The following is a 17,835-nucleotide window of genomic DNA, read 5'->3' as shown; positions in this document are numbered from 1 at the left end:
GACCCTTTATCGCGCGTGAAGTCCGTGAAGGCCTCCTTCCCTACCTTAAGCGTCAATGCCAGGAACTTAGGCTGGCTCTGGGGTGGGTTGGGTTGGCTGTGTCTTGTCCGGTGGTGGGGGTTGCGGTGTTGATCCGGTAGCTGGCTGTGGTGCAGGTCAGTTGCCGGGTTTTGCCGTTGTGGGGGTAGCGGTGGAGAGTGTTTTTGAGGGCTCGGGGAAAGATCCGGTGGTGGGTGTGGCGGGTGATGAGTTGCCGGTGTAGGTGCTGGCAGGTGTGTTCGAGGTGTTCGCGGGCTTGTCCGGGTGTGATAGTGATCGCCGCTGTGGCCGTGTCGCGGGCGGCGGTGAAGGAGATCCGGGATGGATCCAGAGTGCCGGTGTTCGCGGCGTGGGTGATCAACAGCCGGATTGTCTGGTAGGTGGTGAGGGCGGCCCAGAGTTCTTGCTGGGCGCGGATTGGGGTGCGGCCGCGGAGTTGTTGTCCTTGCAGGAGCACGGTTTTGAGTTCACGGATGCCGGTTTCAGCGACCCAGCGGCGGGCATAGAGGGCGACGAGTTGGTCGGCGGGAGCGGAGTCGGTGTCGAGCAGGCTGGTGACCAGCCGGTATTTCTGGGTGCGGGGGACGCCGTCGACGGTGACGGTGATCCAGGCTTCGATCACGCGGACGGTGATGCCCTGGATCGGGCGGGGCTTCGGTGGGCGGTGTCCGCGTTTGCGGTTGCGTCGGACGTTGTTGCGCCAGGCGCGGGCGTCGGCTGGGTCGTGCAGAATGGCCAGCCAGGATCCGTCGGGCAGAAGGTGTTGCGGGCTGAGCAGGGGTTTGTCCAGTTTGGCTCGCCATAACAGGTGTGTTCCCCGGGCGCGGGCCGCGCTCCAGAGCGGGTAGCCCAGAAAGTTCCGGTCGGCCAGCAGCAGCATCCCCGGCCGCAGGAAGGTCACAAGCCGGCGGGCCAGGGTGACCTCGCCCTGGCCTAGCCCGCCGGTGACCGCGCCCAGCAGCTGACGGGTGCCGCAGGCCAGCAGCACCAGCACCCGCGCTTTCGGTGTTCCCACCGGGCCGTTCCCGCCCCGATGGCGGCGGAAATGTTCCCGGTTCGCGGGCGTGTCGTCCACTGTGATCTCGGTGCCGTCCCAGGCACAGACCTGCAGCCCGAACGCGTGGGACCACGGCCGGACCAGGGTCGGGACCGGCCTCGTCATCGCGGTGAACAGCAGCTGGAACGGCACCACGCCGAGACGGTCACGCAGCTTGGTCAGTGCGGTGCTCGTCGGCAAGGCCCAGCCCAGGCCCGCCAGCCGCCGCACCATTCCGGGCGGGATCATCGCTTGCGTCACGGCCGCGGCGGACTGGGCGCGCAGCAGGCACAACGCGAGCACTAGACAGACCCCCAGCCGCGAGGGCAATGCCCGGAAGCGCTGCTCGTCCCTGCCAGCGACCGCGAGAGCCTCGTCGACCAGCGAGGGCGGGATAAAACAGGACAGAACACCCAGACCGGTCCGCGACAGCAACCGCCCCAGCGGTGACGACCAGCCCGTGGGCATGACAGCATGAGCAGGCAACGAGGCTCCTGACAGCACTGATGACTTCGACAATCACCAGTCCTAGTCCGAGCCTCGTTGCCCTTTCAGGCCACCACGCCGACCACCCTCAAACCGTGATCAACGCCAGCCTTAAGTTCCTGGCATTGACCTTAAGCGTAGGGAAGGAGGCCTTCACGGAACGGCCACGTTGGCTTACCTCGCGATAGGGCGCCACGGTCATTTCGTCAATCCCAGCGTGGGTATTTCTTGGCGCTTTTCTCGCTGCGGAGGAAATCGCTTCGGCGCGGCGCGTTCCTTCGCGTGAGGCCAGCTAGGCTGACCGGACGCGGATGACAATCGCCGCGCCGGAGCGGTCCGGCGCGGTCGGCGAGGAGGTTCGATGGGCAACGGCAAGACCGCGGTCGTCACCGGGGCGAGCTCCGGGCTCGGCCGGGAGATCTCCCGCGCGTTGCTCGGCGCGGGTTACCGGGTCGCCCTCGCCGGACGTCGCGCGGACGCGCTGGCCGAGACCGCGGGCGGCGACCCGAACGCGCTCGCCGTGCCCACCGATGTCGCCGATCCCGATTCCGTCGCCGCCCTGTTCGAGACGGTCCGTGCCGAATGGGGGCGGCTGGATCTCCTGGTGAACAACGCGGGCGTGTCGGTGAGCGGGACCGTCGACGAGCTGTCCTTCGCGGACTGGAAACGCGCCGTCGACACCAACCTGACCGGCATGTTCCTGTGTGCGCGGCAGGCGGTCCGGCTGATGAAGGCGCAGGACCCGCGCGGCGGCCGGATCGTGAACAACGGCTCGATCTCCGCCCACGCCCCGCGTCCCGCGAGTGTCGCCTACACGGCGACGAAACACGCGGTCACCGGGTTGACGAAGTCGATCTCCCTCGACGGCAGGGCCTGGAATGTCGCTTGTGGACAGATCGACATCGGCAACGCCGCCACCGAGATGACCCTGCGGATGGCCGACGGTATCCCGCAGGCCGACGGGAGTGTCAAGGCCGAACCGACCTTCGACGCCCGGCACGTCGCGGACGCCGTGCTGTACATGGCCGGTCTGCCGCTGGACGCGAACGTCCAGTTCCTGACCATCACGGCGACCACGATGCCGTACATTGGCCGTGGCTAAGGGATCACCTTCGCCTTCCGGAACTCGTCGAACAGCCGGAAGAACATCGCCGACGTCTCCGCGTATTCGTGGAAGCCGGCGCGGCGGGCCTTCGAGCCGTCCGCGAACATGTCGTAGTCCCAGCCGAACACGAAGTCGGCGAAAGCCCAGGACGAGGAGACGGCGCTGTACGGCACCTCCAAGCCGTATTTCGCGGCGATCGAAGTCCAGAGTTCTTCCTTGTCCGCCATGACGACGTCCAGCGACATCGGCAGTGGCGGCGCCACCTCCAGGTCGAAGTAGCCGGCGATCCGCGGCCAGAGCTCGCTCCACCGGAAAAGGTCACCGTTCGCGATGTTGAACGCCTCGTTCTCCGAGCCGGTGGCCCAGACGGTGGCCTTCGCCAGTAGCCCGGCGTCGGTCATCTCCAGGAGACTGTCGTACGCGCCGGGTTTGCCGGGGAAGCGCAGCGGCAGGCCGAGTTCCTTCGAGATCGACGCGTACACGGCGATGGCCAGCGCGAGGTTCATCGGGTTGCCCAGCGCGGTCCCGCCGACCACCGACGGCCGGATCGCCGACCACGTCCAGGATTTCCCCGCCTGGCGTCGCTCCAAAAAGGACTGCTGGTCCACATTGAACTCGGGCGGCATGTGCCCGGCGTCGGTTTCGCGCGCCGGGGTCTTGAACGGGCCGAGGTGGGCGCCGTAGACCTTGTAACCCTGCATGAGGCTGATGTGACGCAGTCCGGGCGCGGCGGGTTCGATCGCGTCGACGAGGTTGGTCAGCATCGCCAGGTTCGGCGGGACCAGCTCGGCCCAAGTCGGCTTGTCGACATAGGCCGCGTAGAACACGTGGGTGACGTCGTCCAGGCCGCTCAGCTTGGCGCGGGTGTCGTCCGCGTCGAGCAGGTCGACGGCGATCTGACCGGGGCCGCCGCGTCGCGACAGGCCGACGACCCGCCAGCCGGACCGGCTCTCCAGGTACTCGATCAGGTTCTTGCCGATGACCCCGTTCGCCCCGGCGACCAGGGCGACCTTGCGTTCTTCGTTCATGTCACCGAGCCTGGCCTCGTCGGGGTGATAAGTCCAAGGCATAGATATCACCACTCCGATAAACTCTTTGCATGACCAGTTTGCGGCAGCTCGAATACCTGGTGACGGTCGTGGACACCGGCTCCTTCACGCGGGCGGCGGAATTGCTGCACGTGACACAGCCCGCGCTGTCGCATCAGGTCCGCGCTCTGGAGAAGGGCGTCGGCGGCCCCCTGCTCGAACGTCTGCCGCGCAGTGTCCGGCTCACCCCGATGGGGCGCGCCATGCTGCCGCACGCCCGTGCCACCCTCGCCGACGCCGAACGCGCGCGGTGCGCGGCCCGCCAGGCGTCCGGGCTGGAGGCCGGCGAACTGCAGATCGCCACGGTCTACTCGGTCGGTCTCGGGGTGCTGCCCTCGGCGTTGCGGGTGTGGCGGAGGGAGCGGCCCGACGTCGACGTCACGCTGGTGGAGTTCCGGCACGCGGACGAACTGCGCGACGCGATGGCGGCGGGGGAAGCCGACGTCGCGGTCGGCCCGGTCCCGCCTGGCTGGGACGGCCCGGTGCGTGAACTCGGCACCGAGGAGTTCGTCGTCGTCCTGCCCATCGACGGCCCGCGCGAGGACGACGGCACCGGCGTCGTCGACCTCGCGACCCTCGCCGACTGCGCTTGGGTGCACTACGCGCCGGGCAACGGCCTCGCGGACCTCGTCGACCAGGCCTGCGCGGCGGCGGGATTCCAGCCGAGGGCGGCGGTCCGTACCGAGCAGACCGCGGCCGCGCCGGTGCTCGCGGCCGCCGGTCTCGGCCCGGCGCTGGTCCCGGCCAATGTGCTGCCCCAAGGCTTTCCCGGCCGCGTCCTCCGGCCCGAGCCGTCGATCCGGCGCACGCTCGCCGCCTACTGCCGGAGCACGCCAGACCCGCTGACCTCGGCCTTCATCGACGTCGTGGCGGGGGAGTGCACCCTCGGGTCAGCGCACGGAAACCGCTGACAGGTCCACGCTCCCGAACGGCGTCGCCTTCACGTCGCCGACCCGCTCGGCCCAGACCGCGTGTCCGTGCCCGGACCACAGCGGGGCGACCGGCAGATCCCGCAGCAACTGGTTCTCCACCAGCCGGTAGACCTCACCGCTGTCACCCGCTTCGGTCTCCTCGGCCGATTTCAGCAGGTCGGCGAATCCGTCGCTCTGATAGCCGGTGGCCTTCACGATCTCGCTCAAGACCTCTTGCGGACTCGGTGTCATGAGGTTCAGATCGAGGGCGAACGGTCCTTTGCCGGGAGCCGAGGCGATCGGCACGCCGAGTGCCGTGCCCGCCTGTTCGGCCAGCGGGCGCAGCCAGTTCGCCCCCGTCTGTCCGAAGTGGACCGCCGAACCGGTGGGGAACTCCGCCTGGGTCAGCAGGGACTTCCCGGCTCCGGCGTCGAAGGTGCAGGGACGGCAGGTGCTGCTGCGTTCGCCGGGGGCGACGGCGGGCGGCAAAAGTGACTTCGCCGGGTCCACCTGCTTGCCGAGGACGTCCGACTCCAGCGCGGCGCGGTCGACCCCGAGCGCGAAGCCGTGCCGGACGGTGGCGTCGGAGAAATGGTCCGCCGTCAAAGGGAAACCCAGGTAGGAGACGGTGGGCAGCGCCCACATCGCGTGCCGCTGCGCGAAATCGGCGTGCATGGCTTCGTGCCGGTCACCGGGGACCACGGTGGAGAGATCGAGTTTCCCGGCCTTGACCTCGTCGTACTGTGCCGCGGCGTCCCCGGTCTTCAGCTCGACCACGCGAGCCTTGCCCGGCGCGTCCGCCACCCGGGCCAGTTTGCCGCCCGACGGCTGCCAGGCCCCGTCCAAGCGGAACGGGCCGTTGCCGACCGGGTGCAGCGCGAACCCCGTCCAATCCCGCGAAGCCAGTGCCGACGCGGGGAGCGGGACCAGTGCGGGGGAGGAGAGCAGCGCCGGCACTTGTCCGGACGGCCGGTCGAGGACGAGCCGGATGGTCAGCGGGTCCGGTGCGGTGATCTCCTTGGCTCGCAAGAGATCTTTCACCACGCGCGACGCCTGCCAGTTCTCCTTGCCGATGGCCGCCCACGTGTCCACGTAGGACTGGGCGGTCACCGGCGTCCCGTCGTGGAACTTCCCGCCGTCCTTGAGCTTGACCGTCCACGTGATCCGGTCGGTGCTGGTGACCGATTCCGCCGCCCGTGGCGTCATCTTTCCCGTCGCGGGGTCGTAGTCGCCCAGCGGCGTCCACAGCGCGCCCGTGACGAGCCGTCCGGATTGGTCGCGGACGTCGGCGGGCAGCAGGGTCGCCGGGGCGGCCAGCCCGACGCGAAGAACGTCCGGTGCGGGCGGTTCGCCGGATTCCGTGCAGCCCGCCGTGACCAGGGCGGCGGCGAGGAGCGGGGCCAGAAGACGCAAGCGCATGGTCATGTCATAGCAGTCCCGCACCGACCATCGGCGGTTGTGCGGGCAAAGTGGTGGTCATAGGGTGCGGAGACCAGCCTGGGAGGTTTCTGTGCGAGGAAACTGGTTGCTCCGTTCATGCCTGGCGATCGCGACGGTCACCACGACCCTGATCGCCACCGGCCTGCCCGCCGCCGCCTGCGGCGAGGAGGACAAGCCGTCGAGTGAGAAGGTCCGGGTCTCGGGCGAGCCCGGCGCGGTGAAGAACGTCAAGGCCGTCGGCAACGTGCCCGACGCGCAAGGCGCCATCGCCATGGGCTTCCTGCAGTACGGGCACCGCGACGTCATGGCGGTGTCCGGCGAGTTCGGCCTGAAGGTCTACGACCTCACGAAGAACCCCACGGCGCCGAAGCTGATCGGCGAGGTCAGCCTGCCCGGCCTGTGGGAGACCGAGGACACCGAGGTCGACGTCAAACGCAAGCTCGTCTTCCTCGCGCGGGACCCGCGCGCTTACGGCGGCACCACGCAGACCGGTGAATCCGGGATCTACATCATCGATCTCAAGAACCCGGACAAACCGGCCATCCTGAGCTACACCAAGGTGCCGGCCGGACATACGACCAGCTGTGTCGACGACTGCCGGTACCTCTGGACCGGCGGCCCGGCGAAGGCCGCGAACCAGCCCGCCGACTGGGGCGGCCGCCCGATCTGGGTGACCGACATCCGCGATCCGCGTAACCCCAAGACCTTCCCGAACCCGATCGAACTCGCGCGCAACGACGGCAAGACCGACTACGTGCACGACGTCCAGGTCGACGACGAGGGGGTGGCGTGGGTGTCCGGGCGCGGTGGCGTCCGCGGCTACTGGACCAACGGCTACCACCGCGATCCCGTGCGGGGCAAGGTCCGCCGCGCGACCGCGTTCGACCCCGTGCCCTACGCCGGTGGCGGGATCGAGGAGACGGCCGCGCCGTCGAAGTTCATGCACAACAGCTTCCACCCGGCCGGGCACCGCTCGGCCGACGGCGCGGACTCGAACCGCTGGCACGGCCGCGATCTCATCTACGCCACCGAGGAGAGCTTCCTCGACGGCTGCGCCGGTGACGGCGTGCTGACGATCTCGTCGTTGCAGAACTCCTACAACGGCGAAGGCTGGCGTTCGACGCCGGAGAAGCCGTTCCGCCTCAAGTCCGTCGGCACCTGGAGCGTCGCCGGGCAGGAAGGCAGCGACCCGACGACGGGTGACTGCTCCGCGCACTACTTCGACGTTCGCGGCAAGGTCCTCGTGCAGTCGTTCTACACGCAGGGCACGCGCTTCCTCGACGTCAGCGACCCGACCGACCCGAAGCAGATCGCCTACTTCCGCCCGGCGGACGCCAGCGCGTGGGCGCCCTACTGGCACAAGGGTTACGTCTACGTCGCCGACAACACTCGCGGAATCGACATCCTGAAGCTCACCGCCTGAGCCAAGATGTCCCCATGCGCACCATGGGGAAGATGTTGGGGAGCACGGCCGCGGTCGTCCTGATCGCGGCCTGTACTCCGCCTCCGCCCGAAGCACCGCCCGTGTCCACCGATCCGGCGCCGGTCGCCGAGACGTTCCCGGAAGTCGGCGAGATCGCCGAGGTCTCCTGGGTCGAGGAGAAGATGGGCGCCCCCGAGGGTCGGGTCGAGGCGCCCGGGCCCAGCGACTTCCGGCTGACCGCCCTGGTGAAGCTCGGTCTCGAAGCCGTCCCGAAGGTACTGAGCAGCTACAAATGCACGCAGGTGGGGCAGCTGCCGGACACCCCGGAACGACTGAAGCCGCTCATCCCCGCCAAGGTTTCCTGGCTTTCCTGTGACCTGCCCACGACCACCAGGTCCAGGACCGTCTACGTGGTACCCGGTTCCGCGGAGGCCGTCTTGATCGCCCAGACCATGTGACAAAGCCGTGCGGAACCGGTGATCCGCGGTCACCGTGGCCGCGTGATCCGTGAAGGCCTCCTTGCCTACCCTGAAGGTAGGGAAGGAGGCCTTCACTACCGGCCGAACGGGTCGGTAACCCTCATCGGCACTCACGACCCCCGGCCTGCGTCCAGAATCAGGGCCTTCAGATCTCTAAGCCAGCAACTCCTGCAGTTCCCGGATGGCCGTGGCGAGTTCCGCCGCGAACAGCTCCATCTCGTGCGCGACGTGCTTCGGCGTGCACAGGTAGATGTTCAGCCTGTCCGGCAGCAGCACGTACGCGACGCCGATGCACTGCGGGCTGGTCGATCCGAAGCCGAAGTACTGGATGTTCACCGACGGCGCCGAGCTGGTGCTCAGGTAGTCGTTGCGCATCTTCAGCCAGCCCGGCGACGAGTACAGCGCCGGGGGCTCGTCGACGCCGCGACGCTTCTGGATCAGCTGCAGCTCCCACAGGTGCTGCTCCGGCGCGTCGCCCGCCTGGCATTCCTTCGCCCGCGTGACGTGCTTCGCCGCCGCCGCGCGGAAGGCCGCCTGACGCGTCTGCCGGTCCGCGTTCGGGTCGTCAATCACCTTGACGAACCACTGCACCTCGGGCGTCACCACTCGCATCGCTTCGGTTCGCCCGTTCTGGTACTGCCGCGTCGCGATCGATTCGTACGTCGCGCCGGTGATGCCCTTCGCGCGCTTGTGCGCGAGCTGGTACGCCATCTGCGCGAAGCCGTCGGGGGACATCCCCAGCTCCTTCGCCCGCTTCGCGCCGAAGTCGGTGAAGGACACCGTCTTCGTGGCGGTCGCGTCGGCGTACGCGGCGAAGGACGAGGCCGCGGCGCGGGCGTCCTCGCGGAGCGCGTCACCCAGGACGAACTCGATGACCTCGGACGCCGGGACGCCGTCGGCGGGCGGGCGGTCCAGCCGCGAGCCGCTCAGCAGCTCGTCGGTGAAGCCGAGGATCGTGGTCCCGTCCAGTTCGCAGTGCTCGACGTTGATCCCCGCCGTTCCGTCCTCGAACACGATCAGCGAGACGGCCTTGTCGAACCAGCGGTTGCCACTGTCGCCGTGCAGCAGCTTGTCGCACGCCTCCTGCGTGTCCGCCGGGGTGAAGTCCTCCAGGCACAGGCAGAACAACGCCGTCTCGATGTCATCGAGCGCGGACGCGTTCCCGGCGGCGAGCAACGCCTCGCGCGTCGCCGCCCACTCGGCCCTGGCTTTGGTGGTGAAATGCCCGACGGCGCTCTCCGGATCCTCGACGAAGTTCCCCGACTTCATGATCGTCTGCAGCCCCGCGACCAGCTGTTCGGGGGAATACGGCCGCCCGTCCGGTGCGATGACGTCCATCCGGAACGGGGTGTCGCGGTGGAAGACCACGATGTGCCGGGCCTTCGACGGCCCCGGCCAGTCCTCGCTGTACGGCGTCCGTGCGGTGTCCTGGACCGCGCCGGGGATCCGCGTCGCCGAGAACAGGTACTTGTGCTGCACCATCGACTGCGGCTGCCCGCGGACCACGATCGGCGGCACCAGTTCCTCGTCCAGCTTCAGCTTGTAGTCCACCGCCGACGCGGCCAGCTCGGCCGCCCGCTCCAGCTGTCCCAGCGGGGAATCGGAGAACAGGAAGAAGAAGTTGGCGTTGAGCGCGATCCGGTCGCGGCGGCCGAGGTAGCGATACGGCCAGAAGGTGTCGAGCCAGCTCCGCACGCCTTCGCTGCTGTCGTAGGCCTCGAGCGCGCTCTGGAGTGCGTGCGCCGGGCTTCCTTCCGCGAGGAACTCGGCGACGGCGCCTTCGGTTTCCGCGAGCTCGCCCGGGGTGAGCAGCGGCGAGCACCATTCGAGGAACCGGCGGCAGGTGTCCTCCAGGTTGGGGACGGGGACCCTCGGCAGGAGGTCCTCGTTGCCGAACGTGCGGGTGGACAGTTCCGGACTGCTCACGATCATCCTTGATCTCGAAGGGGAAGGGCGTTCAGCGTGGCGGCGAGGTCGGCCGCCGCGCCGTCCGGGCGGGAGACGTACAGCCGCGCGTACAGCCGGCCGCCGGACTCCAGCCCATACGGGTCGACACCCGCGACGGACAGGTTGTCCAGGATCTGTGTTCGTTCTTCTTCCGAAGCGAATTTCCGCTGCTGGAAGACGCCGTCGGTGCCGGCGGTGTCGTAGGCCAGGTCCGCGAGGCTCGCGGCGACCGGTTCGTAGGAGAACATCCGCAACACGAAATGCGCCATCCACGGCCGGCTTTCCCGCGCGATCCGGACCAGGGTCTTTTCGGTGACGTAGCCGATGCAGCCGGTCGAGATGACGATGTCGACCTCGGCCAGCAGCGCGCGCTGCTCTTCCGTCGGCTCTTCGCTCTCCAGATCCGCGTGGATCGCGTCGTCGATGAAGCCCGCTTTGAGCGCGTAGTCAAGGGCCGGTGCGGAGGTGTCCAGGCCGATGAAGCGGACTTTGTCGTCGGCACCCTTCAGCATCCGCCGGTCCCGGGCGATCAACTCGTCCCTGCTCAGCGACGCGCCGTCCGCGTAGTGGTCGTACAGCCGCTCCATCGAGAGGTCGCAGCGGTGCAGCGCCGCGTTGACGCCGTACGAACAGCCGAGGTCGAGGACTGTCGGCACTGTGACGTCGGTTTCGGCGCGGTACTCGTCGATCAGCTGCGCGAAATAGGCTTTGGCCTGCTGGGGGATGTCGTAGTCCAGGCCGCGCAAAGTGCCGAAGAAGGCACGCGGGTCGGGCTCGGTGTAGATGTGGTCGAATGAGATCTTGCCGGTCGAATCCAAAGGCACGGGCCAGACTCCTGACTTAGTCGAGCAGCTGATCGCCCCGGATGGCCGCTGAAGCGACATGGTCGGGCAGGACCCGGCCGAACAGCTGTCTAGTCCGCTCCGGACTGCCGATGACCCCAGGACGCTCGCTGTAGGCGAAGATCGCGGAATGGCGTGCTGTAGCTCCTAGAACACTACTCACGCGGTGCAGGGCGAAGCGTCCGCGAAACAGCTGAAGATCACCGGGACGCAGCGTGAGCCGCCGGATCAAGTGATCGCCTTCGCCCGCCAGGACGGCGCGGACGTCGTCGAAGTTCTCCGCCTTTTCCGAGCGGATGTTCGGACAGTATTCGAAGACACCGCCGTCAGCGGCCTCCTGGGTGAGCATGCTGACGGTGAACTCGTTCGTGTCGAAGTGCCACGGATGCGAGCGGCCCGGTTCGATCACGTTGAGCACCAGGCCGGACAACGGATCGGCGAGTTCGTGGAGCACGGGGAGTTCGAAACAGTCGGCCACGAACCGCTGGAACTCGCGGCTCGCGTACAGCTGCTGGATGATCGCGGTCGGCGGGATCCGGTCGCGTGCCACGAAGGCGTTGCCGCGTTCCATGATCGTGCGGCCGGGATGGCCTTCGGGGAGCGGAGTGTCGACGGCGATGTTGTAGGCGTTGACGCGTTCGACCTTCGCGTACGCCTTCGGAGCGATCTCCGCGCCTTCGCGGCGAAGGACGTCGCGCAACTCCGGGCGGACGAAGTCGGCCAGGACACTGCATCCCGTTTCCCGCAGTTCGGCGCGGGTCCGGGAAACGATCTCGCGCCAGGCCGGGCTGCCGGGCTCGGACAACGGATAGCGGGCGGTATCGGCCACTTGGACTGCGCTCGCGGTCATCGACGTCCTCTCGCCTGCCCGGAAGTGATTCTCGGGTTTAGCACAGAAAACGCCCGAAGCCCCCGCGCCTTGTGAGCGGCGACACACGGAACGTGATCACCCCCTGACCCGCGCTGTGCCCGGGTCAGGGGGTGATCACGGATTTTTCGTCAGCTGGTGACAAGCGGCAGCAGCGGCCGCCGGACCGCGGTCGCGACCCCGTCGGACGCCTCGGCCGCGGCGATCCGCTCCGCCGTCGGCGTCCCGTATTCGGTGGTCCGCTGCCGCAGCGGACGGCCGAGCGGTTCGACCATCGCCCGCATGTCGCTGATCGTCTTGTACGACCCGTTGGCCGCACCCGCCATCCGGCTGATCGTCTCCTCCATCAGCGTCCCGCCGATGTCGTTGACCCCGCCCTGGAGCACCGCGCGGCTGCCTTCCTCACCGAGTTTCACCCAGGAACTCTGGATGTTGTCGATCATCCCGTGCAACAGCAGCCTGGCCAGCGCGTGCACCGCGCGGTTCTCCCGCAGCGTCGTCCCGGCCCTGGCGAGCCCGGCGAGATAGATCGGCGAACTCTGGTGGATGAACGGCAGCAACACGAATTCGCTGAACCCGCGCCGCCCGTTGCGTTCCAGGCCTTCCCGCTGCAGCTTGGCCAGCAACTTCAGATGCCCGACCCAATGCGCCGGGGTGTCGACGTGGCCGTACATCATCGTCGACGTCGTCGTGATGCCGAGTTTGTGCGCGGTGGTGACGACGTTGATCCACTCCGACGTCGGCAGCTTGCCCTTCGTCAGCACCCAGCGGACGTCGTCGTCGAGGATTTCCGCCGCCGTGCCCGGCAGCGAGTCGACACCGGACTCCTTGGCCCGCGCCAGCCAGTCCTCGATCGAGAGATTCGTCCGCGAGGCGCCGTTCACGACCTCCATCGGGGAGTACGAGTGCAGGTGGATGTCCGGCCGGCGGCGTTTCACCTCGGCCGCGAGGTCGAAGTAGGCGGTGCCGGGCAGATCCGGGTGGATGCCGCCCTGCATGCAGATCTCGGTCGCGCCCGCGGCCCACGCCTCGTCGACCCGGTCGCCGACCTGCTCCAGCGAAAGCGTGTACGCGTCGGCGTCGGTGCGCCGCTGGGCGAACGCGCAGAACCGGCAGCCGGTGTAACAGACGTTGGTGAAGTTGATGTTCCGCGTGACCACGAAGGTGACGTCGTCGCCGTTGACCTCACGGCGCAGGTCGTCGGCGATCCGGGTGAACGCGTCGAGCTCCGCCCCGTCGGCGTGCAGCAGCGCCAGCGCCTCGTCGTCGGAAAGCCCGGCCGGGTTCTTTTCCGCGCTGCGCAAGGCATCCCGGATGTCGAGGTCGAATCGCTGCGGCGCGGTCTTGATGTTGCCCTTGATCTCCGCCCAGTCGCCGTAGACGGAATCGAAGTCGCTGCGCCGGTCTTCGGTGCGGCCGATGGTGTCGACCTCGACGTGCAGATCGGTCCGCCCGGCCTCCTTCCAGCCCCCGTCCGGCTCCTGCCACGGGATGCCGACCGGGATCGCTTCCTCGATCGCCAGCCCGGTCTCGGCGTCGGTGAGCGGCGCGAGATGCGCGTTCATCCGCGGGTCCAGCCACGGCTCACCGGTCTTGACGTACTCCGGGTAGATCGGCAGCCGCTCGCGCACGGTGAAGCCGAGCGCTTCGGTGCGGCGCTTGAGTTCGTCGATTTGCGGCCACGCGCGCTCGGGGTTCACGTGGTCAGGCGTCAGCGGCGAGACACCGCCCCAGTCGTCGATGCCCGCGTTCAGCATCAGTTCGTACTGCTGGCCGATCAGGTTCGGCGGCGCCTGGATGCGCATCTTCGGCCCGAGCACGAGCCGCGCGACGGCGATGGTCGCGGCGAGTTCTTCGAGATCGGCGTCCGGGGTCGCGCGCATCTTCGTGTCCGGCTTCGCGCGGAAGTTCTGGACGATCACTTCCTGGATGCCGCCGTAGGTCTTGGCGACCTTGCGGATCGCGAACAGCGAGTCGGCCCGTTCCTCGAAATTCTCGCCGATGCCGATCAGGATGCCGGTGGTGAACGGGACCGAACTGCGGCCGGCGTCCTCCAGCACGCGCAGGCGGACGTCGGGGTCCTTGTCGGGCGAGCCGTAGTGAGGGCCGCCCTTCTCGGTGTAGAGCCGCTTCGCGGTCGTCTCCAGCATCATGCCCATCGACGCCGAAACCGGCTTCAGCCGCTGGAAGTCCTGCCAGGTCAACACGCCGGGGTTGAGGTGCGGCAGGACGCCGGTCTCCTCCAGCACCCGGATCGCCATCGCGCGGACGTAGGAGAGCGTGTCGTCGTACCCGTGCGCGTCGAGCCAGTCCTTCGCCGCCTTCCAGCGGTCTTCGGGACGATCGCCGAGGGTGAACAGCGCCTCCTTGACGCCCATCGCGGCACCCTTGCGGGCGATGTCGAGGACCTCGTCGGGGGAGAGGAACGGCGACTCGACCCGGCCGGGGACGGTCGCGAAGGTGCAGTAGCCGCACCGATCCCGGCACAGGCGGGTCAGCGGGATGAAGACCGAGCGGCTGTAGGTGACCACGCCGGGACGGCCCGCCGCGACAAGGCCGGCGTCACGGACCCGGGAAGCGTGGTCGGACAGTGTCTTGAGGTCGTCGCCGCGCGCCTGGAGCAGGATCGAGGCCTCGGTGAGGTCGAGGGTCTTCCCGTCGCGCGCCCTGGCGAGTGCCCGGCGCATCGCCGAGGTGGTGGGGGCGGTCACGTCAGCGTCGGATGCCATTCCCGCACGCTATGGCCGGACTCGCTCCAGCTGCCAGTGTGCATCCGGCCACCACCTCGCTCACCTGGGTGTGCTCACTGTTCACGCAGGTCAGGGGCGGATCTTGGTTGCCCATCAGTGGGTCGGCGTGTATTACCTAAAGGTGGCTTCGGTGATCGGCAAGAAGGTCGGCGGGCGGACGTACTACTACCTCGTCACCTCCGCGCGGGTCGACGGAGTGCCCCGCGTGGTGTCCCAGCGCTACCTCGGCACGGCCGAGGAGATCGGGCGCGCGATGGAGGGCGAGATCTCCGCGCCCGGCGAAGCGCGGCATCGCACCTTCGGAGACGTCGCGGCGGTCTGGGCGACGCTGAACCGGCTCGACTTCGTCCGGCGAGTGGACGACGCCGTCGGCGCCCAACGCGCCGCGACCACCCTGGGGACGCATCTCGCCCTCGCCGTCCTGCACCGGGCGACCGCGCCGGAAACGGAGCTCGCCACCTGGTGGGAGGACGGTGTCGCGCGGGAATTCGTCCAGGCCGACCTGGCCAACCACTGGCGGGCACTGCACCGGCTCACCCCGGAACGCATCGCGCGGATCGAGACCACGATCGCCGACGCCGTACTCGGTTGGCTGGGCACGGGGAACGCCGCGCTCGCCGTCGACGTGCCGCAGTTCGCCACCTTCACCACGGCCGACCCGTGCCGCTGCGAACTCGCCGGACTCGGACTGGTGGTGACCAAGGACGGCGCGATCCCGCTGGCGTCGCACGTGTACCCGCGAGAGGGGGCGCCACCGTTCGCCGCGCTGGCCGAAGACCTTCGCGGACGGCATACCGACGGCGACGTCACGCTGGTCTTCACCGCCGGGCAGGCCGCCCAGGTGGATCTCGGCCGGCACTTCGTCGGCGCCCTGCCCTTGTCGGACCATCCGGACCTGCTGGCGAAACCGTCGTCCGCGCGCAAACCCGTCGACCCGGAGCGTTTCGCCGGGCTGACCGCCCTCGACACCAGGACGATGGTCGCCGGCGTGCGGCGGCGCGTGATCCTGACCCATTCGGAGACCCTGCACAACGCGCAGGCCCGCGCGTTCGGCGACGAACTGGGCACCGCTACCCGCGAGCTCGCCGGCCTCGACGCCGCGCTGGCCACCGGTACCTACCGGGGTGACCGGGGACAGGTGAACGCCGAGATCGCGCGCATCACGCGTGGCCGCCGGGTCGAGCGGGTGCTCTCGCCTTCGCTGACCGGGACCAGGCCGGGGGAGATCCGGCTGACCTGGAAGGTCGACGACGCCGCCGTCTCCCGGCTGCGCGAGGAGTTCTTCGGCAAACAGGTGCTGGTCACCGACCACGACTGGCCGGTCGCGGAGGTCGTCACCGCCTACCGGGCGCGGACCCACCTCGACTCGACGTTCCGCTGGCTGACCGGCACCGCCGTCGCCGGGCCGTCCCCGCGCTGGGACTGGACCCCGCACCGGATCGCCGTGCACACCCTGGTCACGGTGCTCGCCTCGACGGTCACGCACCTCATGCGGCGCGAGGCCGACCGTGCCGGGATGAACCTCTCGGTCCGCGAATTGATGGACAACCTGGCCGGGATCGGCGAGACGGTGCTGCGTTACCCGTCGACCGGCGGCCGCCCGCGGACCCGGCGCCTGCTGACCGAGCGGAGCCCGGAGCAGCAGGCGCTCTTCGACCTCTTCGGGCTTACTTCTCTCGGTGGATCTGCAGCGCGGAGAAGCTCTGCACCACCGGCATCAGCTCGATGACGTTGATGTTCACGTGCTCGGGCTGCGAAGCCGCCCAGAAGACGGACTCGGCCACGTCGGCGGCCGTCAGCGGCGTCGTGCCCTTGTAGACGTTGTCGGCCTTGCTCTGATCGCCCTCGAACCGGACGACGGAGAACTCCGTGCCCCCGACCATGCCGGGCTCGACGTTGGTCACCCGGACACCGGTGCCGTGCAGGTCCGCGCGCAGGTTAAGGCTGAACTGGTGCACGAACGCCTTGGTCGCGCCGTAGGTGTTGCCACCGGGGTAGGGGTAGGTGCCCGCGATCGAACCGATGTTGATCACGTGCCCGCGGCCGCGCTCCACCATTCCGGGCAGCAGCGCCCGGGTGAGGTGCACCAGCCCGGTGATGTTCGTGTCGATCATCTGGTCCCAGTCGTCGAGCTTCGCCCGGTGGGCGGGCTCGAGCCCCTTGGCGAGGCCGGCGTTGTTGACCAGCAGGTCGACGTCGGCGAACTCGGCCGGGAGCGTGCCGGGCAGGGCGGCCACCGCGTCGGCGTCACGGACGTCCAGCTCGAAGGGCAGCACGTTCTCGCCCAGCTCGTCGGCCAGCTTGGCCAGCCGGTCCTTGCTACGCGCGGCCGCGACGACCTTGGCACCGTCCGCGGCGAACCGGCGGACGATCTCGACGCCGAACCCCGCGCTGGCGCCGGTCACGAAGACGGTCTTGTGGGACATGGAAAAGATCACCCAATCTCTTTCAAGAACCGTGCGAACACGGCGTTGAACTCGGCCTCGCGCTCCAGATTAGGCATGTGGGCCGCCCCCTCGATCACCGCCAGGGTGGAGCCGGGGATGAGTTCGTGCATCAACTCGGCGTCCGAGACGGGCGTGTACTCGTCCTCGGTGCCGACGACGATCAGGCTCGGCACGGTGACCTTCGCGAGGGTCTCCCGGTAGTCGGGCCGTTCGGCCCGGCCCCGGAGAGCGGCCGCCGCTCCTTCCCTCGGAGTCGTCCGCATCATCCGGAGGACGTGCGCCGCGACGTCGGGCTGGGTACGGACGTTCGTCGGCGAGACCATCTTCGTCAGCACCTCGTCCGCGTACGGGCCGATGCCCTCGGCGAGGACCCGGTCGGCCATCGCGTTGCGGACGCGCTTGCCCTCCTCGGTCTCTTCTTGAGGGGAGGTGTCGGCGAGCAGGAGACCGGCGACGCGGTCGGGATAGGTGCGCTGGAACTCCATGACGATCTGCCCGCCCATGGAGAGGCCGCCCAGTACGAACCGGTCGAGGCCGAGGTGATCGGCGAGCCGGGCGATGTCGGCGGCGAAGACGTCGAGGCCGGTTTTGCCGGGGACCACCGTGGTCTCGCCGTACCCGCGAAGGTCCGCCGTGACGACGCGGTAGCCCTCGCGACCGAAGCGTTCCGCCTGCGGACGCCACATCGTGCGGTTGAAGGGGTGACCGTGGACGAGGACGAGGGGCAACCCGGTGCCGAGATCGTCGTAGGCGACGGAGATGCCGTCGAGTTCCGCAGTGCTCATGGGACCGAAGCTAATCGGAGCAATCTACGAGATCAATACGGTGCAATGTACTCGGAGCAATGTTCTTGTCCGGGTGTGCACCGGGCCGCCGCTGGGCCGATCATTGGGGTAGGGCTTGTTTAGGCCCTTGACCAGCGGAAATGTTGTTAAGGTACCCCCCTGTTTCGGGCCCCTGGAGGCCGTGTAAAG

At 68.6% G+C, this 17,835-nt stretch carries 14 protein-coding genes; 5 read left to right on the top strand and 9 right to left on the bottom strand.

Features of this window, described 5'->3' with window-relative positions; all coding sequences use genetic code 11:
* Positions 1-52: 52 nt before the first annotated feature.
* Entirely contained in the window at positions 53-1,543 is a 1,491-nt protein-coding gene (locus AVL48_RS32875; RefSeq protein WP_074038113.1) for an IS4 family transposase, read from the bottom strand.
* 379 nt (positions 1,544-1,922) lie between these two features.
* On the opposite strand from AVL48_RS32875, the gene AVL48_RS32870 reads away from it, so the two are divergent.
* Positions 1,923-2,663, top strand: coding sequence for an SDR family oxidoreductase (locus AVL48_RS32870; RefSeq protein WP_061981551.1), 741 nt, complete (start codon positions 1,923-1,925; stop codon positions 2,661-2,663).
* Here AVL48_RS32870 and AVL48_RS32865 read toward each other — a convergent pair.
* A complete protein-coding gene (locus AVL48_RS32865; protein ID WP_061981615.1) occupies positions 2,660-3,694 on the bottom strand; it encodes an SDR family oxidoreductase in 1,035 nt (344 codons plus the stop codon). The genes AVL48_RS32870 and AVL48_RS32865 overlap by 4 nt on opposite strands.
* Positions 3,695-3,765: 71 nt before the next feature.
* Here AVL48_RS32865 and AVL48_RS32860 point away from each other — a divergent pair, with 71 nt between their 5' ends.
* The gene (locus tag AVL48_RS32860) at positions 3,766-4,665 is read left to right on the top strand and encodes a LysR family transcriptional regulator (protein ID WP_061981552.1); all 900 of its coding nucleotides are present in this window, start codon (positions 3,766-3,768) and stop codon (positions 4,663-4,665) included.
* On the opposite strand, the gene AVL48_RS32855 is transcribed toward AVL48_RS32860, so the two are convergent.
* Entirely contained in the window at positions 4,645-6,090 is a 1,446-nt protein-coding gene (locus tag AVL48_RS32855; RefSeq protein WP_082857848.1) for a peptide ABC transporter substrate-binding protein, read from the bottom strand. The two genes, AVL48_RS32860 and AVL48_RS32855, sit on opposite strands and share 21 nt — an antisense overlap.
* Positions 6,091-6,190: 100 nt before the next feature.
* Here AVL48_RS32855 and AVL48_RS32850 point away from each other — a divergent pair, with 100 nt between their 5' ends.
* Positions 6,191-7,528 carry an LVIVD repeat-containing protein gene (locus tag AVL48_RS32850; RefSeq protein WP_061981553.1) on the top strand — a complete coding sequence of 446 codons (1,338 nt, stop codon included), beginning with the start codon at positions 6,191-6,193 and terminating at the stop codon, positions 7,526-7,528.
* Positions 7,529-7,542: 14 nt separating this feature from the next.
* Positions 7,543-7,986 carry a hypothetical protein gene (locus AVL48_RS32845; protein WP_061981554.1) on the top strand — a complete coding sequence of 148 codons (444 nt, stop codon included), beginning with the start codon at positions 7,543-7,545 and terminating at the stop codon, positions 7,984-7,986.
* Between the two features lie 174 nt (positions 7,987-8,160).
* Here AVL48_RS32845 and AVL48_RS32840 read toward each other — a convergent pair whose 3' ends face one another.
* The 4 genes from AVL48_RS32840 to AVL48_RS32825 all read right to left on the bottom strand — a co-directional run bounded on the left by AVL48_RS32840 (position 8,161) and on the right by AVL48_RS32825 (position 14,393).
* The gene (locus AVL48_RS32840; RefSeq protein WP_061981555.1) at positions 8,161-9,939 is read right to left on the bottom strand and encodes a choline/carnitine O-acyltransferase; all 1,779 of its coding nucleotides are present in this window, start codon (positions 9,937-9,939) and stop codon (positions 8,161-8,163) included.
* Complete coding sequence (locus AVL48_RS32835) at positions 9,936-10,778, bottom strand: class I SAM-dependent methyltransferase (protein WP_061981556.1); 843 nt, start codon at positions 10,776-10,778, stop codon at positions 9,936-9,938. The genes AVL48_RS32840 and AVL48_RS32835 overlap by 4 nt, the downstream gene beginning before the upstream one ends.
* Before the next feature lie 16 nt (positions 10,779-10,794).
* Positions 10,795-11,646, bottom strand: coding sequence for a HalD/BesD family halogenase (locus AVL48_RS32830; RefSeq protein WP_061981557.1), 852 nt, complete (start codon positions 11,644-11,646; stop codon positions 10,795-10,797).
* 149 nt (positions 11,647-11,795) lie between these two features.
* Positions 11,796-14,393, bottom strand: coding sequence for a bifunctional FO biosynthesis protein CofGH (locus AVL48_RS32825; RefSeq protein WP_061981558.1), 2,598 nt, complete (start codon positions 14,391-14,393; stop codon positions 11,796-11,798).
* A gap of 142 nt (positions 14,394-14,535) precedes the next feature.
* Here AVL48_RS32825 and AVL48_RS32820 point away from each other — a divergent pair, with 142 nt between their 5' ends.
* Entirely contained in the window at positions 14,536-16,143 is a 1,608-nt protein-coding gene (locus AVL48_RS32820; RefSeq protein WP_082857846.1) for an IS1634 family transposase, read from the top strand.
* Here AVL48_RS32820 and AVL48_RS32815 read toward each other — a convergent pair.
* Positions 16,082-16,840 (bottom strand): SDR family oxidoreductase, encoded by a 759-nt coding sequence (locus AVL48_RS32815; protein ID WP_061981617.1) that lies wholly within the window; start codon positions 16,838-16,840, stop codon positions 16,082-16,084. The two genes, AVL48_RS32820 and AVL48_RS32815, sit on opposite strands and share 62 nt — an antisense overlap.
* 8 nt (positions 16,841-16,848) lie before the next feature.
* Positions 16,849-17,646, bottom strand: coding sequence for an alpha/beta fold hydrolase (locus tag AVL48_RS32810; protein WP_061981560.1), 798 nt, complete (start codon positions 17,644-17,646; stop codon positions 16,849-16,851).
* Positions 17,647-17,835: the final 189 nt, after the last annotated feature.

The organism is Amycolatopsis regifaucium (assembly GCF_001613935.1).
GTDB classification, from domain to species: Bacteria; Actinomycetota; Actinomycetes; order Mycobacteriales; family Pseudonocardiaceae; genus Amycolatopsis; species Amycolatopsis regifaucium.
This window is presented reverse-complemented; position numbering and strand designations above follow the sequence as displayed.